This is a genomic window from Rufibacter ruber, assembly GCF_014138425.1.
In the GTDB taxonomy this organism is placed as follows: domain Bacteria; phylum Bacteroidota; class Bacteroidia; order Cytophagales; family Hymenobacteraceae; genus Nibribacter; species Nibribacter ruber_C.
The window spans coordinates 193,737-220,688 of record NZ_JACJIQ010000006.1; the positions used below are offsets into that span (position 1 = coordinate 193,737).

Here is a 26,952-nt window from a genome sequence, read left to right on the forward strand (position 1 = left end):
GGTCAGGCCGCTTCCGCTGAAAACAAGGTGCTGTTTGTCACCCTATCTGCATCATTCTCAGACCAAAACCACCCCAAGAGGTACGCCCCTGCAGTAGATTGGTTAGTACCAGCACTGGATTTGGGTATTTACCGAAGGCTTATAGAGGAGGCGTTGCGTATTTTCCGTTTTGGGGCTGTTTTTCAGAAAACAGCCCCAAAACGGCACAAAGAAGACAAAACGGTATGCCGCAGGTATTAAACCGCTTTAATGCCGTAATGCTCCTGCAACACCTTCACAAAGGCTTTCTGGTTGTGGGACCACGGAATATGGCCGCTGCCCGGAATGGTGTGCACTTTTGCGGTAGGGAACCGCTGCAGCACGTGTTTTTTGCTGTCGCCAATAATGTCCTGGTCGCCGTAGGCAATGGTCACGTCATAGGCAGGGTGGGCGAACACCGGCAGCTCTGGCGCCGCCACTATCTGCTTGAGGGTTTGGTTGATAGCCTCGGCCCTGATGCACTCCACCTCAAATTTCTCGGGGTGGGATTCCTTGAAACCCCGGCTGAAATTCTCCAGCGCCTGCCAGAAGAAGTGTTTGTACCCGCTGTCACTGCCCAACAGCCCCAGCCCCGCCTGCATGTTCATGTTGAGCCACTCCAGCGTGGTGGTTTTGGCTTTGTTGTAGCGGGCAATCTCCAGCAGGGTGTCTTTCCACTGGGTGCCCGTGCCGGAGGCCGGACTGCAGAGGAACAGGCTTTGGAGGCGCTCCGGGTGCTGCTCTGCGTACAGTTGGGCATACAATCCGCCCCAGCTGTGCCCAAACAAGTGAAATTTCTTTACTTTTAAGAAGTCGGCAATGCGGGTGAGGTCTGAGAGGTACGCCTTCATGGAGTAATCGTGCCCGCTGGTGGGGGACTTCTGGGTGCCACGCTGGTGAAAGGTGATCACTTGAAAGTCACGGCTCAGGAACTCCACCAGGTACGTCATTCCGTCAGGCACCCCCGGGCCACCATGCAGCAAGACAATGGTTTCCTTTCCTGGTTTGGCCTGAATACTGGTAAAAAGCTTTGTGTCTTTGTTGTCTATATGCACCTTCATAGTGAGTGGCGGTCGTTGTCTGGGGTCGTTTCGGCAATTCCCATGGCTGCATCATGCTTCAGCTACGCAAAACCGGTCTGGTTCATACGGATTCTGGCCGGGCAAGGATAAGGACCGCAACCGCAATCCCATGTTTTCATTCCCTCCCCCAGATTCTCTGCTACCTATTCCCCTCCTTCTCTAGCCATACCGCTCAACGTTTTTTTCACCGCTCCCCTGCTCCTGCCCGCGGCGGTTTACAAAACATACAGCGGTGACGGCCTATGCAGGCGTATCCCTTTTACTTCAATCCAACGGGCCGGGCTAACTTTTTATCGGCTGAAGACCTGGCTCACCCTGCGTCTGGGCCCGCCGCAGTTCCAGGGTCTTAAGAGGAGATACCTTCGTTTCTGAATATATCATTTTTCAGGTAGTACCGTACAAATACCTATAGCAACCAAGATCCCTATGAAAACTTCTTTGAAACTCTATACCCTTGGGGCAGGCCTTGCCTTCTTCTCTTTCTTACCCGCCTGCACCCAGCAGGAGAAAAACGATGCCAGCGTGGAAGTCAATGAAGCCCAAACCGAGTTGGATGCCGCCGGGGAGGAAGCCTCTCATGAACTAAGCGAAGCCGGCAATGAGACCGAAAACGAATTCAACCAGTTCTCTTCCTGGGTTCAGGACAAAACCGCCAAAGCCGAAACCGCCACCGAACAGGAATGGCGGGAGCTGAAAGCCGACTACAAGCGCCGCGAAGCAGAACTGGAGGCCAAAAGCTCTACCTGGGATGAGAAAACCAGACAGGAATGGCAAGAGCTAAAAACCTCCTGGGAGCGCACAGAAGACAAAGCCCAGGCCCGGCTTGGCATCAAAGACGACAATGACTAGAAAGCTGTTTAAAGTTTCCCGGTCTCGGCCATGGGAGGCTCTTGCGCCAGTGACTTAAAAAGAAAACCCAAACAGCTTCCAGGTCACTATTCTACTTATATCCAGGCAATGTTTTCGCCGTACCGGCGAAGGCATTGCCTGTTTTGTTTTGGGGCTGTTTTAGAAAAAACAGCCCCAAAACAAAACAGGCACCATTCCCTTCTAAAAACGCCCTTACCGTTCTTCCTGCCGGGCACAAAATGCGGCCTTACCACAACAATCTGGGCAAAGGGATTTGATTCTTGAGCTCTCGGGGGAAAGACCAGACGTGATCGCATAACAACAAGGGGGGAAAGTTCTCTTCTGTTTTCGGGCTGTTTTCCTGAAAACAGCCCGAAAACACTTGCTTTCTTTGAACCTGTTTCGCGTTTTCTGCTTCAGTTATACTGAAAGGGTTTGTCTGGCGTAAGTGTCTATTGGAACTAATGTTTAAAAGACATTTCCAGAAGATCAGGTTAATAACCGCTCTCAAACCGCACAGAGCTTAAACGATAAGTTTGTACAGTTTACTTTGGTCTTGATTTACAGAAAAGAGTAGATTCTGGCTTATTGAAACCCAAAACTAACCCTGTAAAAACCAGATAAGGGGCACCTGTCATTTCACCTTCTCACAGGAGTAGGTATACGTACGCACACTCCCTTGCGAAGATGTTTGCGTAGCCGGTCTGTTTTCTGAAGTGTAGGTGTACGTATAGGTTCGGGTGTAATTATACGGGGCCGGATTGAAAGAGGCACCAGGTCCTTTCTGAGTTCCTTCCAGCGTAGATTCTGCTACTGTGGTGAGTACGTTGTTAGGGGAAAGATTGAGTAGCACCAGACCAGGGGGCAAGGCGTTCAGGAATTTGTTTTCATAATTGGGGTTCACCTTGTCATCATGGGTAAACGCGAGTTTGAGCACAATGTCATTCTGTATGGTGTTGCCTTGATAAGCCAGTACCCGGTATTCCTGGGAATTGGTTAGATTGCCTTTGGCATTGTAGGTGAATAGATAATCATTGAGCAACAACGGCGTTTGGCCCGTGACCAGCCAGTGCTTGCTCCTGACCAGCTGCTTGGCAGAGTTATAAGTGAAATCGCGCTCTGAGTACAGCATAGGAGCCGCCGCACCCGGGTTTTGAGTTTTGTTGAACCAGGAGACTTTTTGCACCAAGCCGTCAGAATTATAGTCAAACACGAATACCTGAGCCGGAAGGCCCTGGGCATCTGGAATGGTGGTGGTACGTATATGCCCCTGCCCGTCATAGTCAAACCTGAAAGCAGTGGCGGACGTCTGTGAATTGACCGTGGCTACTTCTGTGATCTGGGTCACCTGCCCGTTCACGTACTGGATTTCACGTTGGTGAGGCTGACCGGGCGTACCGTTGGTGACCTGCTCTTTTAGTAATTTACAGGCATATACCGGCGCTACAATAGGTTCAGGGGAAACAGGTGCAGGCTCCTCTTTGTCATCTGAACAGCCCATAAAAATCACTAAAAACAAGAAGCCAAACACAGAAGAAAATGCAGATTTTTTCATAGAAGCAGTGGTCATAAATTGGGACCAAAGTACTGTTTTCACTGCAAACTTCTAGCAAACCATCTTTATAAATATGTTAAATAAAGAAACGAAATAGGTTACGGTTTTATCTCACAGATGACAGTTTTCTATTTTCCAATATTACCGGAAGGCATTCGCAACCCGTTTTTGAAAAACTGCCTATAAGTAACGTTTGCTATTGCTTGGGGCAAGTCCTTTTCAAAGAATATTGCGTGCCATCCTTCGCTGAAAAACGTGCCTGCAAAGAACTACCTGGCCTGGAAACCATACTGCCGGAACCCTTCGCCAAGGAAAGGAACAGAACGCGTCTTGGTTTGACCCACGAGCTGTTTTGGGGCTGTTTTTCTGAAAACAGCCCCAAAACAGCCTAGGCGTTGCTGCCTTCAGGCGGATACGGAATGGTGTTGCGGAGTTCCTGAATGCGCTCAGGCTTGAACTTGGGCAGAGGCAGGTCGTTGTCCTGGCGCCACTGCCGTACCTGCTCCTCTGCCGCCTGCGTTTTCTCTTCAGATTTTCCGGAGTCGCGCCCCAGGTAGAGGGTCTGCGACGGGAACGCCAACCCAGAGCCGCTGCTGTCAATCACCTCCAGCATGCGCAAGAGCAGGTCTTCCTGCACCTCCAGAAACTCCCCGAAGTCCCGGGTGAGCACATAGCTGAACACCTCCAGGTTAAAGGAAGACGCCCCCACGCCCACAAACCGCACCCGGGCACTCTCCGGGTCAATCTTGGGGTGCGCGTACAGAATGCTCCTCAGTTCTACCAGCAGGTACCTGATCTGCTCAGGGCTGGTGTCACAGCGTATGCCAAAGGTGGGGTGAAACCAGATGCGGTCCCGGTGGGCGAAGTTCTCAATACGCTGCGAAGAAAAGTCACCGTTAGGGATAGTCACCACCGTGCGGTCATTGGTTCTGATACGGGTAGAGCGCATGCCAATCTGCTCTACCGTGCCCACCGTCTCACCCACCTTGCAGAAGTCGCCCACGCGTATGGGCTGGTCGGCAATGAGGGTCACGCTGCCCACAAAGTTCTCCACGGTTTTCTGCGCGCCCAGCGCCAGCGCAATACCGCCTATCCCCAGCGCCGCCAGCCCCGTGGTCACGTCAAACCCCAGCGTGCCCAGCAGGGCAATCACCCCAAACACCACCACGGCTATCTTCAGGCCGCGCCGCAGGAACAACACCGCCGACAGCCCGGCCATGTTCCCGCGCCGGGTGAGGCGCCGCTCCAGAAACTGGGACATGACGTCTAAGAGGCGCCACAGCAGCAGCAGAATGGCCACCATGCCCACCAGCACCGTAATCTGGCTGAACTTCTGCCGCACAATAATGGAGATGCCGGCCTGCTGCCCTACCCACACAAAGAGCCAGACCGCCAGATACAGCTGTATGGGCAGGGTAAACGCCCTGATCAGGCCGGCAATGTGTTCCTTGCGGGCATTGCGCCAGCCCAGTTTGAGCAGATACACCACCAGCCGCACCAGCAGCCACGCCACCACATAGGCCAGGGCAGCCAGCAGCAGTAGCGCCAGCCAGTGGCCAATGGGCACCCCCTCCCACTTATTCTCCACCACCACGCCCGGCAGCACCTTGTCTACCAACGGCTTAGAGGCCTGTTCAATGATAACAGGAATACGCTGCACCGTCTGTGACGAAAACAGCCAGAGGGGTCCACCCTCTGGGCCCTCTATCTTCTCCAGGAACAGGTCAAAAGTCTCACCGTTGACAGAGGCGGTGCCCACCCGTTCCAGGTTGGGGCCCAGGTTGTCATCTACGCGGCCGGTGTACGCGTCACTGATGAGGGAATACGGCACTATTTCCCCGCCCTGGTCTAACAGGCGCTGCAGGGCGTGCGCCAGCTTAGGCCCCTGCTGGGGCTGTTGCAGGGTGCTGTCCAGGTTCAGGAAGAGGGCTGCCTTCTCATAGTTTTCCTCAGATATGGCCTTGATAAACCCCTGCACCGTTCCTCTGGGGGTGCTCCGGCCCAGGGAGTCCTGCGGCCAATCGGGCAGTGCCGCTGCCACCGTAGAGTCTGCGGTTGCCTCCTGCGCCCGGGCGGGCAATACCGCTGTCGCGCAAAGCCAGAGCAAAAGCGCCCACCGCAGTGATCTACCTTGTATTTGAACCAATTTGAAAGAAGAAAGGGAATGCACTAGGTCTTTCATGAATGACTATTGACTAACTTAAATCCGGCTACTGTCAGAAACCGGGTGCCCACCAAGGGCCTCACCGGCCGCCGCCCCCTTAAATTACGTGGCTTTTGCCGAAAGGTATTCTGTCATGGCCCCGCGGTCAATGGCAAAGGCATCCGTCCAGGGGGAATTCCTTTGGGCGCTCCCCCTCTTTCCTGGGGTTCAGCGCGACAGAGACTGTTTTCTGTTTCCGGGCTGTTTTTTCAAAAACAGCCCGGAAACAGAAAATCCTGTCCAGAGAAATCAGCCACCCGCTGCCCGTTAGTGCCGCCCTTCCGTCACTTACTCGTCGGCTTGCCTGACACCAGAGGTACCTCCCGTCCTTCACCCAGCGGAGGAGAAAAATGATGAGATTTTTTCTTTTTCTATCGAAATGGTCCGTGACTCACCCTGGCATGACGCAAGCGTGCGCCTGGGTCTGCGTTTTGGGGCTACTTTCCCCAAAACAGCCCGGAAACAGAAACTCACTTCCCTTACAGGCACAAGTTCCGCCTGCGCCATAACCAGAATATATCACGCGAAACAGTTCCTATTCTCTGGAACTGCCGATGAGCCAAAGCCGAAGTAATTCAGAAATTTAATAGTTACGAATAAACTATCGGCTGCTTTTGAGGTCAAAGGGGGAAACGCACCTCCCAGACATGAAATCACCCCTCCTCCCTCTCCTGTTCTTTCTGTTGTCTTTTACCTATGCGCGGGCCCAGGGGGTGGCGGTGACGGGCACGGTGAGCAGCGCACTCTACAAAGAAACGCTGGTGGGAGCCACGGTTCAGCTGGTCCGGCTGCCAGACTCGGTGAGAACCGCCGTGGGCACAGACAAAGAGGGGAACTTCCGTTTTCCGGCGGTGAGCCCGGGCACGTACGCAGTGCTGGTCAACTACCTGGGGCACTCGCCCCTGAGCAAGGCAGTGCAGGTGCAGCAAACGCCCGTGCACCTGGGGCAGTTGGTTTTGCAGCAGGGCGCCACCCTCCTGCAGGAAGTGCAGGTGGTGGGGCAGGTGCCGCCGGGCACCCAGAAGGGAGACACCACCGTGTTCAACGCGGCCGCCTTTAAGGTGGCCGATGACGCCAGCGCCGAAGACCTGGTGACCAAGCTGCCCGGCGTCACCATCACCGACGGCAAAGTGCAGGCCCAGGGCGAAGACGTGCGGCAGGTACTGGTAGACGGCAAGCGGTTCTTTGGTGAAGACGCCAACACGGCCCTGCGCAACCTGCCCGCCGAAGTGATTGAGAACATTGAGATCTTTGACAAGAAAAGCGACCAGGCCGAGTTCAGCGGCTTTGACGACGGCAACCGCGCCAAAACCATCAATATTGTCACCAAGAAAAACCGCCGCACGGGGCAGTTTGGCAAAGTGGCGGCGGCCGTGGGGCCTGATAAAAAATACATGGCGGGGGCCAGCGTCAACTTTTTTAAAGGGGAGCGCCGGTTGACCGTAAACGGCCTGTTGAACAACATTAACCTGCAGGATTTCTCAGTGGGTGAGGCACCGGGGGGCGGCATGCGCGGCCGCCGGGGCAGCGGCGGTGGCGGGGGGGCCGGTATCACCACCACCAACACCCTGGGCTTTAACTATACAGACCTCTGGGGAAAGAAAATTGAGGTAAGTGGCAATTACAACTACAGCAACAACCGCAACGAGAATAACCGCTTTGTGTTCCGCGATTATCTCAATTCCCAGTACTACGAGCAGGAGAACCGAGACAACAGCTTTAACACCAACCGGGAGGAGAACCACCAGTTCAACTTCAGGTTTGACTACAAGCCCAATGACAGGAACCGGCTCCTGATCAGGCCCCGCATCACGGTGCAGCGCAATGACACCTATTCCACGCTGGTGAGCAGGTCGGTTTATGACAGCAACCCAGACAATGAGGCCTATGAACAAGCCTTGCTGACCACCCGTGACAACTCTTCAAACCAGGAGGCGCTTTCTTACAACCTGAGCAATGACCTTGATTTCAGCCACCGGTTCAACAAACCCGGCCGCACCATCACCCTGGGCCTGAACACTATTAAGACCTTTACAGACGGCGACAACTACCAGCTCACCAATGTCACTGACTATTTGCAGCCCCAGAAAAGCAACTACCTGAACCAGCACATACAAACAGACCGGAACGGCTTTACCTGGCGCGGTAACGTGGCCTTGGGCGAACAGGTGGGCCCCAAGGCGCGGGTGCAGGCGTCTTACAGCATCAGCAACCGGCAGGAAGACTCTGAGCGCCTGGCCTATGACTGGGAAGAAAACGCCTACACCCACCTGAACACCCGCCTGAGCAATGCCTTTGAGAGCGAATACCTGCGGCAACAGGGCAAGGCCAGCTACCTTTACAACAGTGACAAACTGCGCGTGCAGCTGGAAACCGTGTACCAGAACGCCAATCTGCAGAACCAGCAGGAGTTCCCGGCCCCCTACCAGATGGACCGCACGTTCCATAACTTTCTACCAGGCGCACAACTGGAATACAAATTCTCCAAAACCAAGAACCTGCAGCTGGACTACAGCACCAACGTAGACGCACCGTCTGTCACGCAACTGCAGGAAGTGGTAGACAACACCAATCCGCTCCGGTTCAGGGTGGGCAACGCCGGCCTGGTGCAGGAATACCGCAACACGGTCAATGTGCGCTACCGCTCGTTTAACCTGGAGACCAACCGTGTGTTCACCTTCTTTGTGAACGCCGCCAGAACAGATGACTACATCACCAACAGCACCACTGAGACCAACCTGGAAAGCGAGCCGCTTCTAGCCGGGTTAAACCCGGGAACGGGCGCGCAGCTCATCAGGCCCGTCAACCTGGACGGCAGCTGGAGCACCCGGGCGTTTATGAGCTTCGGGCAGCCGGTTTCGTTCATTAAGTCCAACGTCAGCGTGAATGGCTCAGTGGGGTACAACAAGACGCCGGGTTTGTTTAACCGTGAGCAGTTCTTCTCTACCTCTACCAATTACGGGTTGGGGGTCTCCCTGAGCAGCAATATTAGCGAGAACGTTGACTTTAACGCTTCTACCCGCTCTAACTACAACGTCATTACCAGTACCCTGCGCAACCGCAACAATAACAACAACTTCTTCACGCAAAACTCCAGCCTGCGGGCTAACCTAAAGTTCTGGCGCGGCGTGATTTACCGCACTGAACTCAGCCACCAGTACAACGCGGGCCTCTCTGGCGGCATCAACCCCCACGTCACCCTGCTGAACATGAGCCTGAGCAAACGGGTATTCAAGAGCCAGAAGGGCGAAATCAGCTTAAGCGTGAATGATGTGCTGGGCCAGAATGTGAGCGTGTCCCGCACGCTGTCAGATGCTTTTGTGCAAGACGTGCAGTCTACGGTGCTCCAGCGGTTCTTCCTGCTCACGTTCTCTTACAACATCCGCTCCTTTAACGGCGCCGCCCCCGGCGAAAGGGACCGCACCCGCACCAGAAGAACCCCCACCGAGGGAATAGACCAGAACAGCCCCGCCTCTCCCCGCCCTAAACGGCAAGGCGGCGGGCGAAGGAATTAAACAGCCGTAGTAGTTCCTTCTCCCGGCTGGCTACAGACGCCAAACGTCTTTCTGTTTTTGGCCTGTTTTTCAGAAAACAGCCCCAAAACGCAGGCCCAAGCACACGCTGGCGCCATGCCAGAGTCAGTCCCGGTCCATCACCTTAGAAAAGGAAGAACTTTCATCAGCTTCTTTCATAGAAACAAGCCCTCAGGCCGCCACAGCCACCAGTGGGTACTTTTAGGTTAGCCCTGCCCCTGCCACCACTGAGGCGCACTACCTTCTTGGCCATAATTAGCCATAAAAAGTAAGGCCCAGAAGAAACAGGAGGCAGCGCCAATGGCTTTTAGTTTCATCTTCAACAAATGGCTGCCAAGCCAGGACTTGCCCAGGGAAATTAGTGAAGACTGCGTCCTCTTATTGCGGCTCTTCCTCCCCTAACAGGTGAAATAAATACTAGATGGGGGCTGGATCACTGCGGTAATTACGAACAACCGCTCAGATAAATACTGTTTTTCTTCTAAAGTACCATTTTATCTTCCTCAAGGGTGAACAAAGCCCTGTGTCTTTTCCGTAAGGTGCAATCTTAGAGGAGACCTAGAAGGCGAAAGGAAGCGTTGACAGCGGCGAACAGTTACAGACGGTCCAGGCAAAAAACTCCAGGCTACAAAGTCGCCGGTGCTGGAAAACACTTTCCCCCAGAGGGGGCACTCTCCCTTCTGCCAGCAGGAACCGTGAACGAGCAGACTACCGCCCTCCTGCTGAAAACAATGGAGAATCACTTAGCAATAACTTTTTAGACCAACAGATATGGATGCTGCCCTGCGCCAGAACCAGATAAGTGACGTATTTAAAAACTACCAGATTCCCCCGCACTTTCTAGACGAGGTTTTTCAGAATCCGGGGGAGGCTCATCCGCATTACCAGGCCGTCTTCCAACAGTTTCTGGACTTCACCAAAGATGAGTTCAAGGAGCTGAACGAGCACGCCAAGATGTCGTTCTTCAACCAGGGCATCACCTTTTCTGTGTACTCAGAGGAGGCCAAGGGTGTAGAGCGCATTTTCCCGTTTGACCTGTTTCCGCGCATCATTCCGGCCTCCGAGTGGGCCCGGCTGGAGGAAGGCATCATACAGCGGTGCCTGGCCATGAACCTGTTCATTGAAGACATCTACACGAAGCAGCACATCTTGCGCGACAAGGTGGTGCCCGCAGAGCTGATCTTCTCTTCTAAGAACTACCTCAAGGCTATGCTGGACATAAAACCGGTAGGCGGCATCTACAACCACATCTCCGGCACAGACCTGATCAAACATAGAGACGGACAGTACTACGTGCTGGAAGACAACCTGCGCTGCCCCTCAGGCATCAGCTACGTGTTGTCTAACCGGGTGGCCATGAAACGGACGCTCTTCCAGCTGTTCAGGCAGTTCAACGTGAACACCGTGCATGAATATCCGCAGGAACTATTGGCCACCATGCAGTCAGTGGCCCCCAACGGCATTGACGCCCCTACCTGCGTGGTGCTCACGCCGGGGGTCTACAACTCGGCGTATTTTGAGCACGCGTTCCTGGCCCTCACCATGGGCGTGCCGCTGGTAGAAGGCCGTGACCTGTACGTAGAGAAAAACTTTGTGTACATGAAGACCATTAACGGACCCAAACGGGTAGACGTGGTGTACCGCAGGTTAGATGATGATTTTCTGGACCCCATGACCTTCAAGCCAGACTCTATGCTGGGGGTGCCCGGCATCATGGCGGCCTATAAGAAAGGCAATGTGAACCTGTTGAATGCCCCCGGCACCGGCTTCGCCGATGACAAAGCCGTGTACGCCTACGTGCCTGACATTATCCGGTACTACCTTCAACAGGAGCCCATCCTGAACAATGTGCACACCTACCGCTGCGAAAAAGAGGATGACCTGGCCTACGTGCTGGAGAACATGGACCAACTGGTGGTGAAACCCGTAGATGAAAGCGGCGGCTACGGCATCCTGATTGGCAACAAGGCCACCAAGGAACAACTCAGCGAGTTCCGGCACCGGGTCACCGAGAACCGCCGCAAGTACATTGCCCAGCCCATTATGGCGCTGTCTATGCACGCCACGTTCATTGAGGGCGAAGACCAGTTTGAACCCCGCCACGTAGACCTCCGCACCTTCACGCTGCTGGGCAAAGACCGGCAGTTTGTCTTGAAAGGCGGCCTCTCACGGGTGGCGCTCAAAAAAGGGAGTCTCATTGTGAACTCCTCACAGGGCGGCGGCTCCAAAGACACCTGGGTTTTGATGGACGACGGCACCCACATGGCCATGCACCAGGACAACGGCTCCCAGTCCATGAGCCAGAACGGCCAAACCATGACCATGGGCCCTGAAGGCATGACCATGGGTCCTTTGAACCCTGAATAAGGTTTTCTTCTCAATTTCCGTTTTTGGCCTGTTTTTGAGAAAACAGGCCTAAAACGGAAAACTTGGCAAGGCGTAGCAACAGACCTGTTGGCCCTACTGGAGTTCTGCTCCCGTACAGCCAACAGGGGTTGAAGCCTTGCACAGTGAAAAAGAAACCACCAGGGGTTGCCCTGCCAGAAATTTTTATAAAAATAACCCAGAGCCCCTGCCAACCGCAGGACGCAGAACGCAAGACTCAGAACTTTAACTACCATATGCTTTCAAGAATTGGGAACAGCCTGTTTTGGATGGGGCGCTACATTGAAAGAGCAGAGCACCTGGCCCGGTACAGCCGGGTACAATATGTGTCCTCAGTAGATGCGCCGCTGGGTCAGAACCGGGACTTTGTACTGGAATCAATCCTGGACATGGCGGGCAGCACAGACGCCTACAAAGCCCTGCACCCAGCCCTCGAAGATAACCAGGTCATCAATTACATCACCGTCTCAGAAGAGAACCCTTTCTCGCTGTTAAGCTACATTGGCCGCATCAGGGAGAATGCGCGGGGAGCCCGTGACAGTATCTCCATTGAGTTGTGGGAGGCCATTAACCGGTTTTACCACAAGGTGAACGGTTCTTTGACAGGTGAGCTTCCGGCAGAGGAGATAGAGTTTTTTGCCCGCCGCATTGAGGAGAACAGCTACATCACCAAGGGGTACATAGAAAACACCCTGCTGCACAATGACGTCTGGATGCTGATTTCGCTGGGCATACACCTGGAGCGGGTCATCCAGGTCATCCGGATTCTGCAGACCAAGCTCCATGACATTGAAAAGCTGGAGGCCGCCGGTAAGCAGGAAGGCGCCCTGGAGAATTACCAATGGGCCACCACCCTGGAGAGCACTGAGGGGTTTGACATGTACATGCGCTGCCACAAAACCAGCCCTACCCGTACCCACGTATTAGACTTTCTGCTCTTTGACACCCAGTTCCCCAAATCAGTGGCCTACAGCATGGAGCGCGTGCGTGACTGCATTCAGGGAATTGCGTTTCAGCAGGAGGAGCCCAAAAAGGAGTCCATAGAGTTCATGGCCGGGAAACTGGCCTGCCGGTTCCAGTACCTCACCATTGAAGAGGTGGAAGACCGGGCGGCTCCTTTTCTCAAGCGTACCCTGGATGCGGTCTATGAGCTGGCCCAGCAGTTAGATGTCAAATACCTGAAATACCATTGAGGCCTCCCCAGGCTTTGAGCCCATGAAGACAGTATATGAAGTGGTGTACCAGACCCAGAATAGCTATGAAGAGACGGTAAGGGAAGCCTTCTTCTCGTTTCTGGTGCTGCCCTGCCAGGACCAGACGCAACAGGTACGCACCTGCAGCTTCTCCAACTCCCTGGACGCTGAGGTCTTTCACCACCGCAATCCGTTTGGTTTTGACGTGACCAGCCTGCGCAGCCCCCGCCCCTTTACGCAGTTTGAGTTCTGCATGAGAGCCGTGGTAGAGAAGAGCTTCGCGTTCTTTCCGTACGGCAGCACCATGACCGTGGCCCAGGAACAGGAACATCTGCAGGACCACAGCTTCTACCTGAACCACCACCTGTTTCTGAGCACCGGGCACTACACCCGCATTGACCCACAGCATTACCCCCAGCTGCTGTTCCGGCAACAAGACCAGACCGTGTACCAGTACCTGCAACAGCTGAACAACCACCTGTACCAGTTGCTGGAGTTTGACCCCGAGCCTACGCACGTCTGCACCTCGGCCAATGAGGTGCTGCAGCTGGGCCGGGGCGTGTGCCAGGATTTCACGCACCTGTTCATTGGCGTGGCGCGCCTGCACAAGATCCCGTGCCGGTATGTCTCGGGGTACCTGAACCAGGGGCTCAACCTCACAGGCACGGCGGTCATGCACGCCTGGGCTGAGGCCTATATTCCCGGTTTTGGCTGGCAGGGGTTTGACCCTACCAATAATCTGCTCGCAGATGTGCATTACATCAAAGCAGCCCACGGGTCTGACTACAGTGACTGCAGCCCCATCAAAGGCATGCTCAGAACCAACGGGGGGCACACCACCACCTACGGGGTGAAAATCATCCCGCTACCGGAGCCGTATAGCAGCCAGTAAGCTCACCAGTTCGGCGAGGTGTGGTCATATCTGCCTAAGCAGATGCCGCGCCTTCTTCCTTTGTTTTACCGCTTAGTTTTTCCTTATGCAAACGTTCGGCTGTGCCTGTGGCAACAAATTATACTTTGAGAATTCCCAATGCGTTTGCTGTCAGCGCGAAGTGGGGTGGTGCCCGGTGTGCGAAGGCATTCACGCCGTGGAGCCTGACGGGAAGGGCCATTACACCTGCACCAACCCAGACTGCCGGGCCACGCTGGTGAAGTGCTTCAACTACAGCACCTACAACGTCTGTAACCGTTTTGTGGCAGCCTGGAGCCAGCCGCAGCAGAACAACCAGTGCCTCTGCGACTACTGCCAGCTCACCAAGACCATTCCAGACCTGTCAATAGACGGCAACATGACCAAATGGTACCAGCTGGAGGTGGCCAAGCGCCGCCTCCTGTACCTGCTGGACCGCCTGGGCCTGCCCTACGGCTCCAAAGAGGAGAACTTTGAACTGCCGCTTACCTTTGATTTTAAAGAAGATGTGCAACCGTCGCCGGTGCTGGGCTGGATGGGCCTGGGCAGGGAGGAGAAGGTGTACACCGGCCACGCCGATGGCAATATCACCATTAACCTGCGGGAAGCCGACCCCGTGGAGCGGGAGAAGCTGCGCGTAGCCTTTGGGGAGACGCAGCGTACGCTCATTGGGCATTTCAGGCACGAGATTGGGCACTACTACTGGCAGCTGCTCATCCAGAACAAAGACGAAGCGGCGTTCAAGGCCATCTTTGGGGACCATGAGCACCCCAGCTATTCAGAGGCCATGGACCACTACTACCAAAACGGCCCCAAGGCCAACTGGGCCAACGCCTACATCAGCGCCTATGCCACCATGCACCCCTGGGAAGACTTTGCCGAAACCTGGGGCACGTACCTGGACATGATTGCCGTGTTGGATACCGCTGAAAACACCGACCTGCTCCACCTGCCAGAAAAGGATTTGGTAGAGGCCCAGCTGGAAACCATCCAGAGCCGCTACACTGAGCTAAGCCTGAAGGTAAACGAGGTGAACCGCGCCCTAGGCCTCCCTGACCTGCTCCCAGAAACCTTCTCCCCGCCCGTGGTGGAGAAGCTCCGCTACATTCACCACCTCATTGCCCGGAACAGAAAAGCGCAATAAACCCGGGGGAAGAGAAAGAAAAGGTTTTCCGTTTTTGGCCTGATTTTCTGAAATCAGGCCAAAAACGGAAGTTGACACCACGGTTATCTAGGGCTTGTCCGCGTCAGCGGAAGAGAGCATGTATGGTTGCAATGGTTCTCCTTCTTCGGCTAGGCCGAATATCTGGCGCAGCTCTTCTCTTTCCCCAACCATCAGCCATACTCAAAATACCTCAATTCTCAAAAGACCTCGTAGCGTCCGGAGGACCTGCGAGCGTCTGCGCCAGGAACTCCAGCTTTTGCAACCTGAACCGCCATACCATCACCCTAGCCCTCTCCCAAGGGGAGAGGGAATGCCGCTTTTCCGTTTTTGACCTGTTTTGGCAAAAACTGCCCCTAAACGGAAACTAACTTCTGGACTACCCTGCCAATTCCTTCGCCAAAAACGGAGCCGTTTTGCTGCTTGCCACCTTCGCCACTTCCTCCGGGGTACCGGCCGCTACAATCTGTCCGCCCTCCTCTCCTGCGCCTGGGCCTATGTCTAGAACCCAGTCAGAAGCGGCGGCTACGCGCATGGTGTGTTCTACGGCAATGACCGTGTTGCCCGCGTCCACCAGTTTTTCCAGCTGGGCCATGAGTTTCTCCACGTCTGCCGGGTGCAGGCCGGTGGTGGGTTCATCCAGAATGTAGAGCGTGTTTCCTCTTGACAGACGCTGCAGTTCAGTGGCGAGTTTGATGCGCTGGGCTTCGCCGCCGGAAAGTTCGGTGGCCGGTTGGCCCAGGCGCAGGTAGCCCAGGCCAACTTCGCGCAGCACGGTGAGGGCGCGGTGAATAGCGGGTTCTTCATCAAAAAACTCCCAGGCAGCGTCTACGGTGAGGTTCAGCACCTGCGCGATGTTTAAATCGCGGTAGGTGACTTCCAGGGTTTGGGCGTTGTAGCGGGCGCCGTGGCAGACAGGGCAGGGCGCGTACACGCTGGGCAGGAAGAGCAGCTCCACCATCACGAAGCCTTCGCCCTGGCAGTTCTCACAGCGACCTTTGGCCACGTTGAACGAGAAGCGGCCCGCGTCATAGCGGCGTTTCTTGGCCAGCGGCGTATCACTGAAGAGTTTGCGCACGTGGTCGAAGAGGCCGGTGTAGGTGGCCATGTTGGAGCGGGGCGTGCGGCCGATGGCTTTCTGGTCTACCCGCACCAGCCGTCTGATGTGCTCCATGCCGCTCACGATTCTTCCGCCCAGGGTCTGCGGGGCAGGACTTTCCAGAGCATCAGCTTCTTCTTCCTCGGGTTGAACTTCCTGGCCCAGGTGTTCGGCTACCAATTCTACCAGTACCTGGCTCACCAAGCTACTCTTGCCCGAGCCCGACACGCCCGTGACGGTGGTAAACACGCCCAGCGGAAAGGCCGCACTCAGGTTCTGCAGGTTGTTGCGGGTCACGCCGCTGAGTTGGAGCCAGCCGGTGGGCGTGCGGCGCGGGCGCATTTGCCCCGGAGCCGTGCCGAACAGGTAGGCGGCGGTTTGGGAATCAGGTACTTCTTGCAACCCCTCGGGCGGACCGCTGTAGAGGATCTCGCCGCCTTTCTCGCCGGCGGCGGGGCCTACGTCCACGAGCCAATCGGCTTGCCGGATCACGTCCAGATTATGCTCTACCACAAACAGAGAGTTGCCCGCTTTCTTCAGGTTGGCCAGGGCGGTGAGCAGGGCCACGGTATCTGAGGGGTGCAGGCCCGCCGAGGGTTCGTCCAGCACGTACACCACCCCAAACAAATGCGAGTACAGCTGCGTGGCCAGCCGCAGGCGCTGCAATTCGCCGGGCGACAAGGTAGGCGTACTTCGTTCCAAAGACAGGTACCCGAGGCCCAGATCCAGCAGCACCTGAATGCGGGCGGTCAAATCCTGCGCAATGCGCTGCTTCACGATAAGTTGTTCCGGGTGTTCTGTGGCTTGTTTATTGTTGCCTTGAGCGGAGGCTGCCGCGTACGGTTTCAGTAACTCGGCCACCCGTTGCAGGGGCAGGCGCGACAGTTCGGTAATATCATAGCCCGCGAAGGTGACCGAGAGCGACGCGGGGTTCAGGCGTTTGCCGTGGCAGGTGGGGCAGTCGGTGTGGAGCATGTACTGCATGACCCGCTTTTTCATCTGGGGGCTGTTGGTGTTGGCGAAGGTATGGAACACGTGCCGCCGGGCGCTGGTAAAGGTGCCCATGTAGTTGGGTTCCTCGTTGCGCTGCAGGGCACGGCGGGTTTGCTCTGGCGTATAGCCGGGGTACACGGGCACCACGGGTTGCTCCTCGGTGAACAAGATCCAGTCACGGTCTTTCTGGGGCAGCTCGCGCCAGGGAGTGTCTACGTCATAGCCCAGAGTCACCAGGATGTCGCGCTGGTTCTGGCCGCCCCAGGCGGTGGGCCAGGCGGCAATGGCCCGCTCCCGTATGGTGAGGCTGGGGTCTGGCACCATGCTTTCTTCGGTGACGTCATAGATGCGACCCAGGCCGTGACAGGTGGGGCAAGCCCCCTCGGGAGTGTTGGGCGAGAACGCCTCGGCGTAGATGATGGGTTGCCCCGGCGGGTAGTCTCCGGCCCGGCTATACAGCATGCGCACCAGGTTAGAGAGGGTGGTCACGCTGCCCACGCTGGAGCGGGTGGTGGGCGTGCCGCGTTGCTGCTGCAGGGCCACGGCCGGGGGCAGGCCCTCAATGGCATCTACCTCGGGCACGGCCATCTGGTGGAACAGACGCCGCGCGTAAGGGCTCACACTCTCCAGGTAACGGCGCTGGGCCTCGGCGTACAGCGTCCCGAACGCCAGCGACGACTTCCCCGACCCCGACACGCCCGTGAACACCACCAGCGCGTCTCGGGGAATGGTGAGGTTGACGTTCTTCAGGTTATGCTCGCGGGCCCCGCGAACGGTGACGAAGCCGGTGAAATCTTGGTGGGTATTCTTTTGCTGCGGATTTTGGTTTGCCATGGCCGAAATTAGAGAAACTTCCCCTTTTACGGGAAACCCGGCCTAAGTTCACGCAGGCGGCCATTTCCGTTTTTGGCCTCATTTCCGGAAAACAGGCCAAAAACGGAATGAAGTAGAACGAACTTAACGGTGGAACTTTCTAGCAACAGCTTGTCTCCTGTTCAACCTACATTCTGTACCTGTTTTTAACATCATTTACTTATTTCAACCTGACTTTACTGACTTCTACCTGATTTTCCTATCTTTGACAGACCTGTTTTTAAGAACGCACCATGCCTCATACCCAAATTTCTCAGGAAATACTCGTTTTTCATGGCCGTACCGCGCCGGAGCCGGGGATGTTGGTAGGCTACGGGGCGCTTATTCAATTTTATGGGTTGGCGTTACCGTTTCCGGTGAAATTGGCCATCATCAGCAGAAAGAACCGCAAATACAGCCAGGCCCAATGGGCCGTTTTTCCGCCAGCTTACCACCCGCAAGACTCTTTGGCCGGTCATCTAACGTTTGCCCTGAAGTATGAAGGCGTCAACCTGCTGTTTTTCAAGAAGCTGTTCCAACAACTTCGGCCAGCCGAGGTGGTGGCCCTGATCCAGCAAGAATACACGGGGCAGTACATGCGCAAAGTCTGGTTTCTGTATGAATGGCTCCTGCAAGAACAACTGCCTATCCCAGACCTGACCATCAAGAACTATGTGCCGCTGCTGGAGGAGAAACTGCAGTACGGGTTAGCAGGGGGCACCCGTTCTGCCCGGCACCGTATTCTCAACAACCTGCCCGGCACACCGGCTTTCTGCCCGTTGGTTTCTAAAACCCATGCCCTGGAACAATACATAGCTGAAAAACTGGACGAGAAGATCAGCCGCACGCTCAAAGGGGTGCATAAAGATGTGTTGCTGCGTACCTCGGCTTTTCTGCTGCTCAAAGATTCCAAGGCCTCGTTTAGCATTGAAGGCGAGCGCCCCACCCAAACCAGGGCCGTGCGGTGGGGACAGGCCATTGGACAGGCGGGTGCCCGGCCGTTAAGCCAAGCCGAACTCCTGCGCTTGCAACAGTTAGTCATTGGCGACAGCCGGTTCACGGCGCTGGGCTACCGCACCGCCGGCGGGTTTGTGGGGGAACATGACCGAAGCACCGGCGAGCCCCTGCCCGACCATATTTCTGCGCGCTGGCAAGACCTGGCAGCCTTGATGCAAGGTCTGCTGGCAAGTGCCCAACTCTTAGAAAACGCCCATTACCACCCGGTACTGGCGGCCGCGCAAGTGGCCTTCGGGTTTGTGTTCATTCACCCGTTTGTAGATGGCAATGGCCGTCTGCACCGCTATCTCCTGCACCATCTGCTGGCAGCTATGCGTTTTACACCGCAGGGCATCATCTTTCCGGTGTCGGCGGCTATTCTGGAGCACATGGCCGCGTACCGGCAGGTGCTGGAAACCTACTCGCACCCCCTGCTGGATTTTATTCAATGGCGCACCACCCCAGACCATAACGTAGAAGTACTCAACGAGACCATAGACTATTACCGCTATTTTGATGCCACCCCGCAAGCGGAATTCTTGTTCCATTGCGTGGACTATACCATTCAGCACATCATCCCCGAAGAAGTAGCGTACCTCCAGAAACACGACCGCCTAAAGGCCTGGCTAGATGACCGTTTCCAGATGCCCGATAAAACCGTAGCCCTGCTTATCCAGTTTTTGCAACAGGGCCAGGGTACTTTATCTGCCCGCGCCAAAGCCAAAGAGTTTGCCGCCTTAACGCCAGAAGAAGTACTTGAGATTGAAACGCACTATAAGCGTGTTTTTGAACCAGAGGAATAGAGCAAATCTAACCTCCCTTAAATACGTCTGTCCGTTTTTGGCTTCTTTTTCCAAAAACAGGCCGAAAACAGGATTTTAATCTTGTAACAGAATGGTTAGCTTGCGAATAGAATCAAGTCTGTACCCTTCGGGGAGAGGCGTAGGAAATGCCTTGGTCATGGCGGCCGTAGCGTATGCCCGGGAACAGAACATCAAAATCCACCAGGTGTGCCCGTTTGGCAAGATGCTGTTCAAAAAAACGAATCTCTTAGGATGGTGTGATTTATTAAAAGGGTATTTGAAGAGTAATATTAGGCTTTAAAAATTGGTTTAGGCAAACAAAAACACCAATTATTTTAAATAAAAAATTTAATATTAACTGACAAGAATTAAGATTAAAAAAATCAACGAATTACTTCACTAAATTGTGAACGTTTTAATAATAAAGCCTTAACAATTGACCCATTATTTTCCAAATCCAACTTCCATGTTGTTTTATTTGAATTGACCCCCCAAAAATCTTCGTCAATATCCATTACAAAATTTCCGAAAAATATCCTTCGTTCATGGATTAATTGTAAATCATTAGTTGTATAGACTTTTACACCACTTCTAAAAAATTCATTTGCATCATCAAAAATTTCAAATTGTTTCACTCTATTTTTAGCAAATGTATAATAATATATTCTTCTCTTATGATTTCTTAGCTTAATAAACAAATCACCTTCGAAATTACAATTCCTATCAAATACAACATATTGTTTATCTTCTGATAGTGCAAATATAAAATCAAACACATTATTCAACTCTTTAGGGGTATTGATATCAATGTACCTTAAACTAAATTTTGAATATCTAGCTAATTCAAAAAACATCCAATGATTATTTGGCTTCAAACGTTCATTATAAACAGCTAAATTTTTATAAACAAACTGGGTGGAAGGACGATTTATACATAAAACAGAAGAATAACTTCCTAGAATTTTGTTAATATGATTTAATTCTTCAAACAAACTAAAGCCATCATTTCCACTCTTAACTGAGCAATAGTTACCTGAATCTAATAAATGTTTAATAAATTCTTTATATACTGGAACATCATTAAACTCAATTTCAAGCAATTCAGCTAAATGCTTACTTAAAACTATCTTATTTTCATTTTCAACATCAATAAAATTATCAAAAATACTTACTAAGAATCTACCTAGCTCATCCTTGATAGGATTATTTAAAACGTTGTCAAAATAATACCTATATATATCATTAAATAATAACAAATTCATATCAAATATTAATCAAGTAGCCCTTTGGCTAATTCATAAGAGTTATCAAAGAATGAGGATGGTAATGGTGGTACAAGTCTACCATTCTCACTTATTAAATGATTAGATTTTACACTTTTTGAACGTTCATCCTCAATAACTGTTCTCAAATAGCTGATAGAAACATCACTACTGGATAAACCATATGATTTTTCCTTGACCAGAATTTGCAATTTTCTAACTATATATTCACTATGCGTTTCAATAAAATACATATTATTTTGCCCTAATTTTACCAATGTCTCGATAAATTTCGCCTGTAATCTAGGGTGTAAATGAACTTCTGGTTGTTCAATCAATAATATTTTTTTTTCATTCCCATTCTCTGCTAGAAATGCTTGAAATATTATAGGAAGTTGTAATGATACACCATAGCCAACATCTGTTATATTATTCCAAAGATTGTTAATCTTCACTCGCAATTCTTTAACTGGTAATTTATTATCTACAGTAATATCTAATCCTTGAGCTATTCCATAATCAGCTACTACTTTATAAAAATCTTCAATAAATTCTGGAGGAAAATTCTTCTTACTTATTAAATCTACAAGCTTAGCAATATCATTTGTTTTATAAACACTTTTTTTATCTTTATCAAAATAAAATCGCTCCGGTTTGGAGTGGATTGGATTAACAAATTCTATTTTATCTATTATAAATTCTAAATAATTTTGAACAACTAATAAATATGCCGGTTGCCAAAAAGAACGACTAAAAAACTCATCACTTTCTAATACCTTTTTAAGCTCTTCTCGAAAGCTTGCGACTCTAATAATTGAAAGAAACGCTTTTTTCTCATACTCAACATCTGGAATTTCAATTAAATTTCCTTTAATATCCCAAAACTGAATTAAACATTTTGGATAACCACTCAAAAACTGCTCAATTGGTTTATAGTTTTCAGGATAAATAATATTTATTTTACCTATATCTTCACATTCAATTGACATAATAATTGACTTGTGATTTTCTAAGTCTGAAGTTAATTCAATACTTATATCTATATTAGAAGAAGTATTCTTGGGCAAATAAGAAAGAATTAAACTTTGCAGCTTACCTCTTCTTTCTACAACATCTTTATCATTTATTTCTTCTTCCCCAACATTGAATAATGGAGATAAATAAATAGAAGTAAAAAATTCATAATAATTATTAAAAGAAAAGGTAAAACATAAAGATTTTGAGATATCATGCTCAGAAATCATCTCAGAATAATCACCTAAATCAACATAATCATCAGATAATGTAAGATTAAAATTTTGAAGGTTTGTCCTAGAAAAGCTTTGTTTTAATGCTAATAAAAATTTCAAAACACTACTTTTTCCAGAACTATTTTCCCCTATTAAAATATTTAATCTGGAAAAGTCAAAAATTTCTGACTTAAAACCTCTAAAGTTGTTGAGAGTTAGTTTAAACATCCTTTAATTAGCTTCTAATTCTAATGTATCTTTAATACTTACCTTTTCTCATCTTTTTAAAAGTGATGATAGTAAGAAAATCTAAAACTACTTATAAAACACTTACTTTTATGATATAAAACTCAAATTATTGAAAACTTTTCCCTTGCCTTTCGACCCATTTACCATAGACCTGCCCGTTCGGGACATCATTCCTGCCGTGCGGGAACACCTTGCCGCCCAGAACACGCTCATTGTGAACGCTCCGCCGGGCGGGCAAGAGTACCCTGTTGCCGCTGGCCCTCTTAGATGAGGCCTGGCTGACCGGGCAGAAAATCATCATGCTGGAACCCCGTCGGTTGGCGGCCCGCACCATTTCCATAGAAGATAGGCAGAGGAAATGACTTTTGGGATGGCTTCTAATATGCATTCGTTTTAATTTTTAGTTCTCGTCCATCATTCCTGTTATAGGGTATTATCACCAAACATGGTCATAAACTGAAGACTTCTACTTCAGTGGGTTTACTGTTTCCTCAGAAACTAAATTGTACGTTATTCTGTACATATAAATGTACGGTTTTTTCGTACATTTATCTTTCAATTGAAGAACGGGAGCCATGAAAGCAATTACCATCACCAGCCTGCGTAACAGAATCAAAGCGTATTTAGATGAGGTCATCCAATCTGGAGAGACCATCATAGTGCCACGAAACAACAAAAATGATGAGGCGGTGGTGCTGATCTCTTTGAAAGAATACAATGCCCTGCAGGAAACCGAGTATCTACTCACCAGCCAAGCCAACCGCAACAAACTACAAACTTCTATTGCCCAATTGAATGCGGGTGAGACCGTGCCTTTCACCTTTCCAGGTTCAAAAACAGGAGTGGCAGAATAGGCATGAACATTACTTTTTCCGCGCAAGCCTGGGAAGAATACCTGTATTGGCAAAGCACAGACCCAAGCATGGTGACTAAAATCAATGACCTTTTAAAGGTGATTCAACGCACTCCCTTTGAAGGAATTGGCAAACCTGAAGCATTGAAGCATGGCCTTAAAGGATTTTGGTCCAGAAGAATCACCCAGGAACACCGCCTGGTATACCGTATTGTGGGAGAAAGAGGAATGAATCAAGTATGTGAGGTAGCCCAATGCCGCTACCACTACACCAGATAAGCAATTCTCCTTTACGTTACCCTTAAAGGAAGCGGTGAGCCTTGAGTACTTAATCCAATTACCACCTCTTTCCTAATTTCTAATTCTTAATTCCTAATTTTCCCTCCCTTGCCTTTCGACCCATTCACCATAGACCTGCCCGTTCGGGAGATTATCCCTTCCGTGCGGGAGCACCTTGCCGCCCAGAACACGCTGATTGTGAACGCGCCTCCGGGGGCGGGCAAGAGCACCCTGTTGCCGCTGGCCCTCTTAGACGAGGCCTGGCTGACCGGGCAGAAAATCATCATGCTGGAACCCCGCCGGCTGGCGGCCCGCACCATTGCCGAACGGCTGGCGCAGCTACTGGGCGAAGACGTGGGCCAGACCGTGGGCTACCGCATCCGGTTTGAGAACCGCATCTCAGAGAAGACCCGCCTGGAGGTAGTCACCGAGGGCATTCTCACCCGCATGCTGCACTCAGACAACGCCCTCAAAGGCGTAGGGCTGGTCATTTTTGACGAGTTCCATGAGCGCAGCATCCACGCCGATGTGGCCATGGCCCTCACCCGCGAAGCCCAGGCCACCCAGCGCCCCGACCTGCGCCTTCTGGTCATGAGCGCCACCCTCAACATGCCCCAACTCACCCGCCTGCTCAACGCCCCGGCCGTGGTGAGCGAGGGCCGGCAATACCCCATCAACGTGCAGTACGCCGGCGAGACCGATGCCCAACTGCTACACGAAATGACCGACCGCGCCGTGCGCCAGGCCCTGCAAGAGAAAGAGGGCGATGTGCTGGTGTTTCTGCCCGGCGAGCAGGACATTAGAAAAGTAGAAGCCCTGCTGCGGCGCGGCCTGCGCGAGGTGGCCATCCACCCGCTGTACGGCATGCTGCCACCCGGCAAACAGTACGCCGCCATTATGCCCGACCGCAACGGCAAGCGCAAAGTGGTGCTGGCTACTTCCATCGCCGAGACCAGCCTCACCATTGAGGGCGTGACTGTGGTGGTTGACACCGGTTTTGCCAAAACCCAGCGCTTTGACCCCGCCACCGGCCTCAGCCGCCTGGAGACGGTGCGCATCTCCAAAGACGCCGCCGACCAACGCGCCGGTCGGGCTGGTCGGTTAGGTCCCGGCACCTGTTACCGCCTCTGGACCGAGAACGGGCACGCCCGCCTGGCCCCACACCGCACCCCCGAGATTCAGGAAGCCGACCTGGCTCCGCTGGTGCTGGACATGGCCGCTTGGGGCATCACCGACATCAGGGCGCTCACCTGGCTCACGCCGCCGCCCAAAGCCGCCCTGCTGCATGCCCAGGAAACCCTGCACCAGCTCAACGCCCTGAAGAATGGCCGCATCACCGAGCACGGCCGCACCATGCACGCCCTGCCCACGCATCCGCGCCTGGCCCACATGCTGCTGGCCGCCCAGGAAAGCGGTCAGCTGGCCCTGGCCACCGACATTGCCGCCCTACTGAAAGAGCGCGACCCGCTGCCCCGCGAGGCGGGTATTGACCTGAACCTGCGCCTAGAGGCCCTGCGGCGTACCCGCCAGGAGAAACTGCACCAGAAACGCTTCGCGAAGATTGACAAGATTGCCGCCTCTTACCGGCGGATGTTCCAGCTAGAGCCTGAAAACACCGCCGTGGATCCCTATGAAACAGGTTTCCTGCTGGCCAACTGCTACCCCGAGCGTATTGCCTGCGCCCGCCCCGGCAACAACGCCCAGTTCCAGCTCGCCAACGGCAAGTACGCCAGTGCGGGCCACCGCGATGACCTCGCGCACGACCCGTGGCTGGCCATTGCCCACCTGCACGCCGGTGGCGAAGGCGTGGGCCGCATTTTCCTGGCCTCGCCGCTCAACCCCAAAGACCTGGCCCCGCTGGTGAAGCAGAAAGATGTGGTTTCCTGGGACCCCGAGGAAGGCGAACTCACGGCCTCCCGCGACCTGCGCATCGGGAACATCGTGCTCCAGAGCAAACCCCTCCCCGAGCCCGACGAGCGCTTTTTAATTCCGGCCATCTGCGAGACCCTCAAACGCGAAGGGGAACAGTGGCTCAATTTCTCGGATGCCGTGAAGCAGTTCCAGAACCGGGTGCTTTGCCTGCGGAAATGGCACCCCACCGAAGGCTTCCCCGATATCAGCACTTCTACCCTTCTGCTTACCTGTAATGAGTGGCTGGCCTACCACTTGGAAGATGTGCAGATTGGACAAGACCTGTTTGACATTGACCTTCTGCCTTTGCTGCAAAACATGCTGAGTAAAGAACACAAGCAGCTGCTGGAAGAACTGGCGCCTGTCTCGCTTCCTTTGCCAGACGGTCACTTGGTAGAACTGTATTACCCAGAGAACGCCCAGCCGCCGGTGCTTGAAGTCCGGTTGCAAGATGTGTTTGACTGGGAACAACACCCAACGGTAGACGGCGGTAACGTGGGCGTAATGTTGCACCTGCTTGCGCCCGATTTGAAGCCTTTAAAAGTGGTGCACAGCCTGCCGTACTTCTGGCAGGAAGAATACAGGTTGATGCGCGGTTCTTTGAAGGCCCGGTTCCCGAAGGTGGAGTGGAAGTGATTAACGTATGCAGTGCCCGAAATGGGTTTGCTGATAGTGTATCGTTGGAAGCTATTTGTGATTTTGCTATTTAGAGCAGTTGTGATGTGGCAACGGCTATTGACGGACATGCAAACAGTTCTTCCAAGTAGTACGAGGTCTTTTTGAGCAGGCGTTTTGACGCTGTATTTATTAGTTGCGTTTTCGGCCTATTTTCAGGAAAACAGGCCGAAAACGCAACGGCGCGGTTCCTTCTCCCCCGGGGAGAAGGCTAGGATGAGGGAGGTTCCAATTGCCAGAAGCAGGATTTCCAGGATTAGGTTCATTTTCTGGATTTTGTGAGTGATTGGCCCAGACGCTCGCAGGTCCTCCGGACGCTACGAGGTCTTTTGGAGTGGCTGATTGCGCAATGTTGATGGTTAAGAACAAATGCGCTGGCGCGAGTCTTTGACTCGTGACCATAAGTGCTGCGAGTCTCCCAACTCGCCGGGAACCACCAGCCGGTGACATGTGAAATATGTGTTCCTCACTCAGTCTGGCATTAGATAAAACGAGTTTATGCTTCAAACGGAGAAACGGGAGTCTGGAGTCGCCAACCACGCGTCGGCACTAATCTGGAGACTCGCGCCAGAATAGATGAAAGAAGTACCTTTCTGCTGTTCCTCTCCTCAAAGCATGCAACTCTGAAACCAATAGCTGCTGATGTATTCCGCGTAGCTAAATCAGTACAAGCGTACGCAGACAGATAGCCAATACCTAGAGAGCAGATAGTAGAAATAAAGGATTGGCTGGACACTGAAGAGAGGGTTCTACTGGATGAAATTCACTAGAAGGTCGCCTTTCATCAGACGCAATCATCTACCATCACAAGAAATATTACCGATAGGCTAAAGTAGAAGAGCCGCTGCCCTTTGTTGGCAG

Annotated in this window: 17 protein-coding genes and 1 pseudogene; 12 read left to right on the forward strand and 6 right to left on the reverse strand. The window is 52.6% G+C overall.

Translation table 11 applies throughout. From position 1 onward, the window contains the following. Positions 1 to 236 precede the first annotated feature (236 nt). On the reverse strand, positions 237 to 1,079 hold the full coding sequence (locus FHS90_RS09060) for an alpha/beta fold hydrolase (protein WP_182512802.1): 843 nt from the start codon (positions 1,077 to 1,079) through the stop codon (positions 237 to 239). A gap of 447 nt (positions 1,080 to 1,526) precedes the next feature. Between FHS90_RS09060 and FHS90_RS09065 the strand changes: the two genes are divergently transcribed. Continuing rightward, complete coding sequence (locus FHS90_RS09065; RefSeq protein ID WP_220483029.1) at positions 1,527 to 1,949, forward strand: hypothetical protein; 423 nt, start codon at positions 1,527 to 1,529, stop codon at positions 1,947 to 1,949. Between the two features lie 634 nt (positions 1,950 to 2,583). Here FHS90_RS09065 and FHS90_RS09070 read toward each other — a convergent pair. Together FHS90_RS09070 and FHS90_RS09075 are read right to left on the reverse strand one after the other, a co-directional pair. Further along, positions 2,584 to 3,504, reverse strand: a complete 921-nt coding sequence (locus FHS90_RS09070; protein ID WP_182512803.1) for a hypothetical protein — start codon at positions 3,502 to 3,504, stop codon at positions 2,584 to 2,586. Between the two features lie 388 nt (positions 3,505 to 3,892). Further along, positions 3,893 to 5,686, reverse strand: a complete 1,794-nt coding sequence (locus FHS90_RS09075; protein WP_182512804.1) for a mechanosensitive ion channel family protein — start codon at positions 5,684 to 5,686, stop codon at positions 3,893 to 3,895. A 668-nt stretch (positions 5,687 to 6,354) separates the two neighbouring features. Between FHS90_RS09075 and FHS90_RS09080 the strand changes: the two genes are divergently transcribed. The 5 genes from FHS90_RS09080 to FHS90_RS09100 all read left to right on the forward strand — a co-directional run bounded on the left by FHS90_RS09080 (position 6,355) and on the right by FHS90_RS09100 (position 14,872). Continuing rightward, a complete protein-coding gene (locus FHS90_RS09080) occupies positions 6,355 to 9,222 on the forward strand; it encodes an outer membrane beta-barrel protein (RefSeq protein ID WP_182512805.1) in 2,868 nt (955 codons plus the stop codon). 789 nt (positions 9,223 to 10,011) lie between these two features. Continuing rightward, positions 10,012 to 11,607 (forward strand): circularly permuted type 2 ATP-grasp protein, encoded by a 1,596-nt coding sequence (locus FHS90_RS09085; RefSeq protein ID WP_182512806.1) that lies wholly within the window; start codon positions 10,012 to 10,014, stop codon positions 11,605 to 11,607. Between the two features lie 254 nt (positions 11,608 to 11,861). Next, positions 11,862 to 12,818: an alpha-E domain-containing protein gene (locus tag FHS90_RS09090; RefSeq protein WP_066838553.1), complete on the forward strand. Its 957-nt coding sequence runs from the start codon at positions 11,862 to 11,864 to the stop codon at positions 12,816 to 12,818. A 22-nt stretch (positions 12,819 to 12,840) separates the two neighbouring features. After that, on the forward strand, positions 12,841 to 13,710 hold the full coding sequence (locus tag FHS90_RS09095; protein WP_182512807.1) for a transglutaminase domain-containing protein: 870 nt from the start codon (positions 12,841 to 12,843) through the stop codon (positions 13,708 to 13,710). A gap of 85 nt (positions 13,711 to 13,795) precedes the next feature. Continuing rightward, positions 13,796 to 14,872: a zinc-binding metallopeptidase family protein gene (locus FHS90_RS09100; protein WP_182512808.1), complete on the forward strand. Its 1,077-nt coding sequence runs from the start codon at positions 13,796 to 13,798 to the stop codon at positions 14,870 to 14,872. Between the two features lie 397 nt (positions 14,873 to 15,269). On the opposite strand, the gene uvrA is transcribed toward FHS90_RS09100, so the two are convergent. Then, entirely contained in the window at positions 15,270 to 17,816 is a 2,547-nt protein-coding gene (uvrA, locus tag FHS90_RS09105) for an excinuclease ABC subunit UvrA (protein WP_182512809.1), read from the reverse strand. Positions 17,817 to 18,088: 272 nt separating this feature from the next. Here uvrA and FHS90_RS09110 point away from each other — a divergent pair, with 272 nt between their 5' ends. Further along, entirely contained in the window at positions 18,089 to 19,633 is a 1,545-nt protein-coding gene (locus FHS90_RS09110; RefSeq protein ID WP_182512810.1) for a Fic family protein, read from the forward strand. A gap of 91 nt (positions 19,634 to 19,724) precedes the next feature. Next, complete coding sequence (locus FHS90_RS22860) at positions 19,725 to 19,934, forward strand: GNAT family N-acetyltransferase (RefSeq protein WP_182512811.1); 210 nt, start codon at positions 19,725 to 19,727, stop codon at positions 19,932 to 19,934. Between the two features lie 82 nt (positions 19,935 to 20,016). Here FHS90_RS22860 and FHS90_RS09120 read toward each other — a convergent pair whose 3' ends face one another. After that, on the reverse strand, positions 20,017 to 20,895 hold the full coding sequence (locus FHS90_RS09120; protein ID WP_182512812.1) for a hypothetical protein: 879 nt from the start codon (positions 20,893 to 20,895) through the stop codon (positions 20,017 to 20,019). 8 nt (positions 20,896 to 20,903) lie between these two features. After that, on the reverse strand, positions 20,904 to 22,352 hold the full coding sequence (locus tag FHS90_RS09125; RefSeq protein ID WP_182512813.1) for an AAA family ATPase: 1,449 nt from the start codon (positions 22,350 to 22,352) through the stop codon (positions 20,904 to 20,906). A 145-nt stretch (positions 22,353 to 22,497) separates the two neighbouring features. On the opposite strand from FHS90_RS09125, the pseudogene FHS90_RS09130 reads away from it, so the two are divergent. The 4 genes and pseudogenes from FHS90_RS09130 to hrpB all read left to right on the forward strand — a co-directional run. Further along, positions 22,498 to 22,711 (forward strand): annotated as a pseudogene (locus tag FHS90_RS09130) (hypothetical protein); the annotation flags it as partial. A 237-nt stretch (positions 22,712 to 22,948) separates the two neighbouring features. Then, positions 22,949 to 23,227, forward strand: a complete 279-nt coding sequence (locus FHS90_RS09135) for a type II toxin-antitoxin system Phd/YefM family antitoxin (RefSeq protein WP_182512815.1) — start codon at positions 22,949 to 22,951, stop codon at positions 23,225 to 23,227. Positions 23,228 to 23,229: 2 nt separating this feature from the next. Next, positions 23,230 to 23,505: a Txe/YoeB family addiction module toxin gene (locus FHS90_RS09140; protein ID WP_182512816.1), complete on the forward strand. Its 276-nt coding sequence runs from the start codon at positions 23,230 to 23,232 to the stop codon at positions 23,503 to 23,505. A 108-nt stretch (positions 23,506 to 23,613) separates the two neighbouring features. Then, positions 23,614 to 26,052 carry an ATP-dependent helicase HrpB gene (hrpB, locus tag FHS90_RS09145; protein WP_182512817.1) on the forward strand — a complete coding sequence of 813 codons (2,439 nt, stop codon included), beginning with the start codon at positions 23,614 to 23,616 and terminating at the stop codon, positions 26,050 to 26,052. The last annotated feature ends 900 nt before the right edge of the window (positions 26,053 to 26,952 follow it).

What these genes read in the sequence shown, in the direction of transcription:
- FHS90_RS09060 (WP_182512802.1), bottom strand. Translation starts at nt 1,079, where the DNA reads ATGAAGGTGCATATAGACAACAAAGACACAAAGCTTTTTACCAGTATT.
- FHS90_RS09065 (WP_220483029.1), top strand. Translation starts at nt 1,527, where the DNA reads ATGAAAACTTCTTTGAAACTCTATACCCTTGGGGCAGGCCTTGCCTTC.
- FHS90_RS09070 (WP_182512803.1), bottom strand. Translation starts at nt 3,504, where the DNA reads ATGAAAAAATCTGCATTTTCTTCTGTGTTTGGCTTCTTGTTTTTAGTG.
- FHS90_RS09075 (WP_182512804.1), bottom strand. Translation starts at nt 5,686, where the DNA reads ATGAAAGACCTAGTGCATTCCCTTTCTTCTTTCAAATTGGTTCAAATA.
- FHS90_RS09080 (WP_182512805.1), top strand. Translation starts at nt 6,355, where the DNA reads ATGAAATCACCCCTCCTCCCTCTCCTGTTCTTTCTGTTGTCTTTTACC.
- FHS90_RS09085 (WP_182512806.1), top strand. Translation starts at nt 10,012, where the DNA reads ATGGATGCTGCCCTGCGCCAGAACCAGATAAGTGACGTATTTAAAAAC.
- FHS90_RS09090 (WP_066838553.1), top strand. Translation starts at nt 11,862, where the DNA reads ATGCTTTCAAGAATTGGGAACAGCCTGTTTTGGATGGGGCGCTACATT.
- FHS90_RS09095 (WP_182512807.1), top strand. Translation starts at nt 12,841, where the DNA reads ATGAAGACAGTATATGAAGTGGTGTACCAGACCCAGAATAGCTATGAA.
- FHS90_RS09100 (WP_182512808.1), top strand. Translation starts at nt 13,796, where the DNA reads ATGCAAACGTTCGGCTGTGCCTGTGGCAACAAATTATACTTTGAGAAT.
- uvrA (WP_182512809.1), bottom strand. Translation starts at nt 17,816, where the DNA reads ATGGCAAACCAAAATCCGCAGCAAAAGAATACCCACCAAGATTTCACC.
- FHS90_RS09110 (WP_182512810.1), top strand. Translation starts at nt 18,089, where the DNA reads ATGCCTCATACCCAAATTTCTCAGGAAATACTCGTTTTTCATGGCCGT.
- FHS90_RS22860 (WP_182512811.1), top strand. Translation starts at nt 19,725, where the DNA reads ATGGTTAGCTTGCGAATAGAATCAAGTCTGTACCCTTCGGGGAGAGGC.
- FHS90_RS09120 (WP_182512812.1), bottom strand. Translation starts at nt 20,895, where the DNA reads ATGAATTTGTTATTATTTAATGATATATATAGGTATTATTTTGACAAC.
- FHS90_RS09125 (WP_182512813.1), bottom strand. Translation starts at nt 22,352, where the DNA reads ATGTTTAAACTAACTCTCAACAACTTTAGAGGTTTTAAGTCAGAAATT.
- FHS90_RS09135 (WP_182512815.1), top strand. Translation starts at nt 22,949, where the DNA reads ATGAAAGCAATTACCATCACCAGCCTGCGTAACAGAATCAAAGCGTAT.
- FHS90_RS09140 (WP_182512816.1), top strand. Translation starts at nt 23,230, where the DNA reads ATGAACATTACTTTTTCCGCGCAAGCCTGGGAAGAATACCTGTATTGG.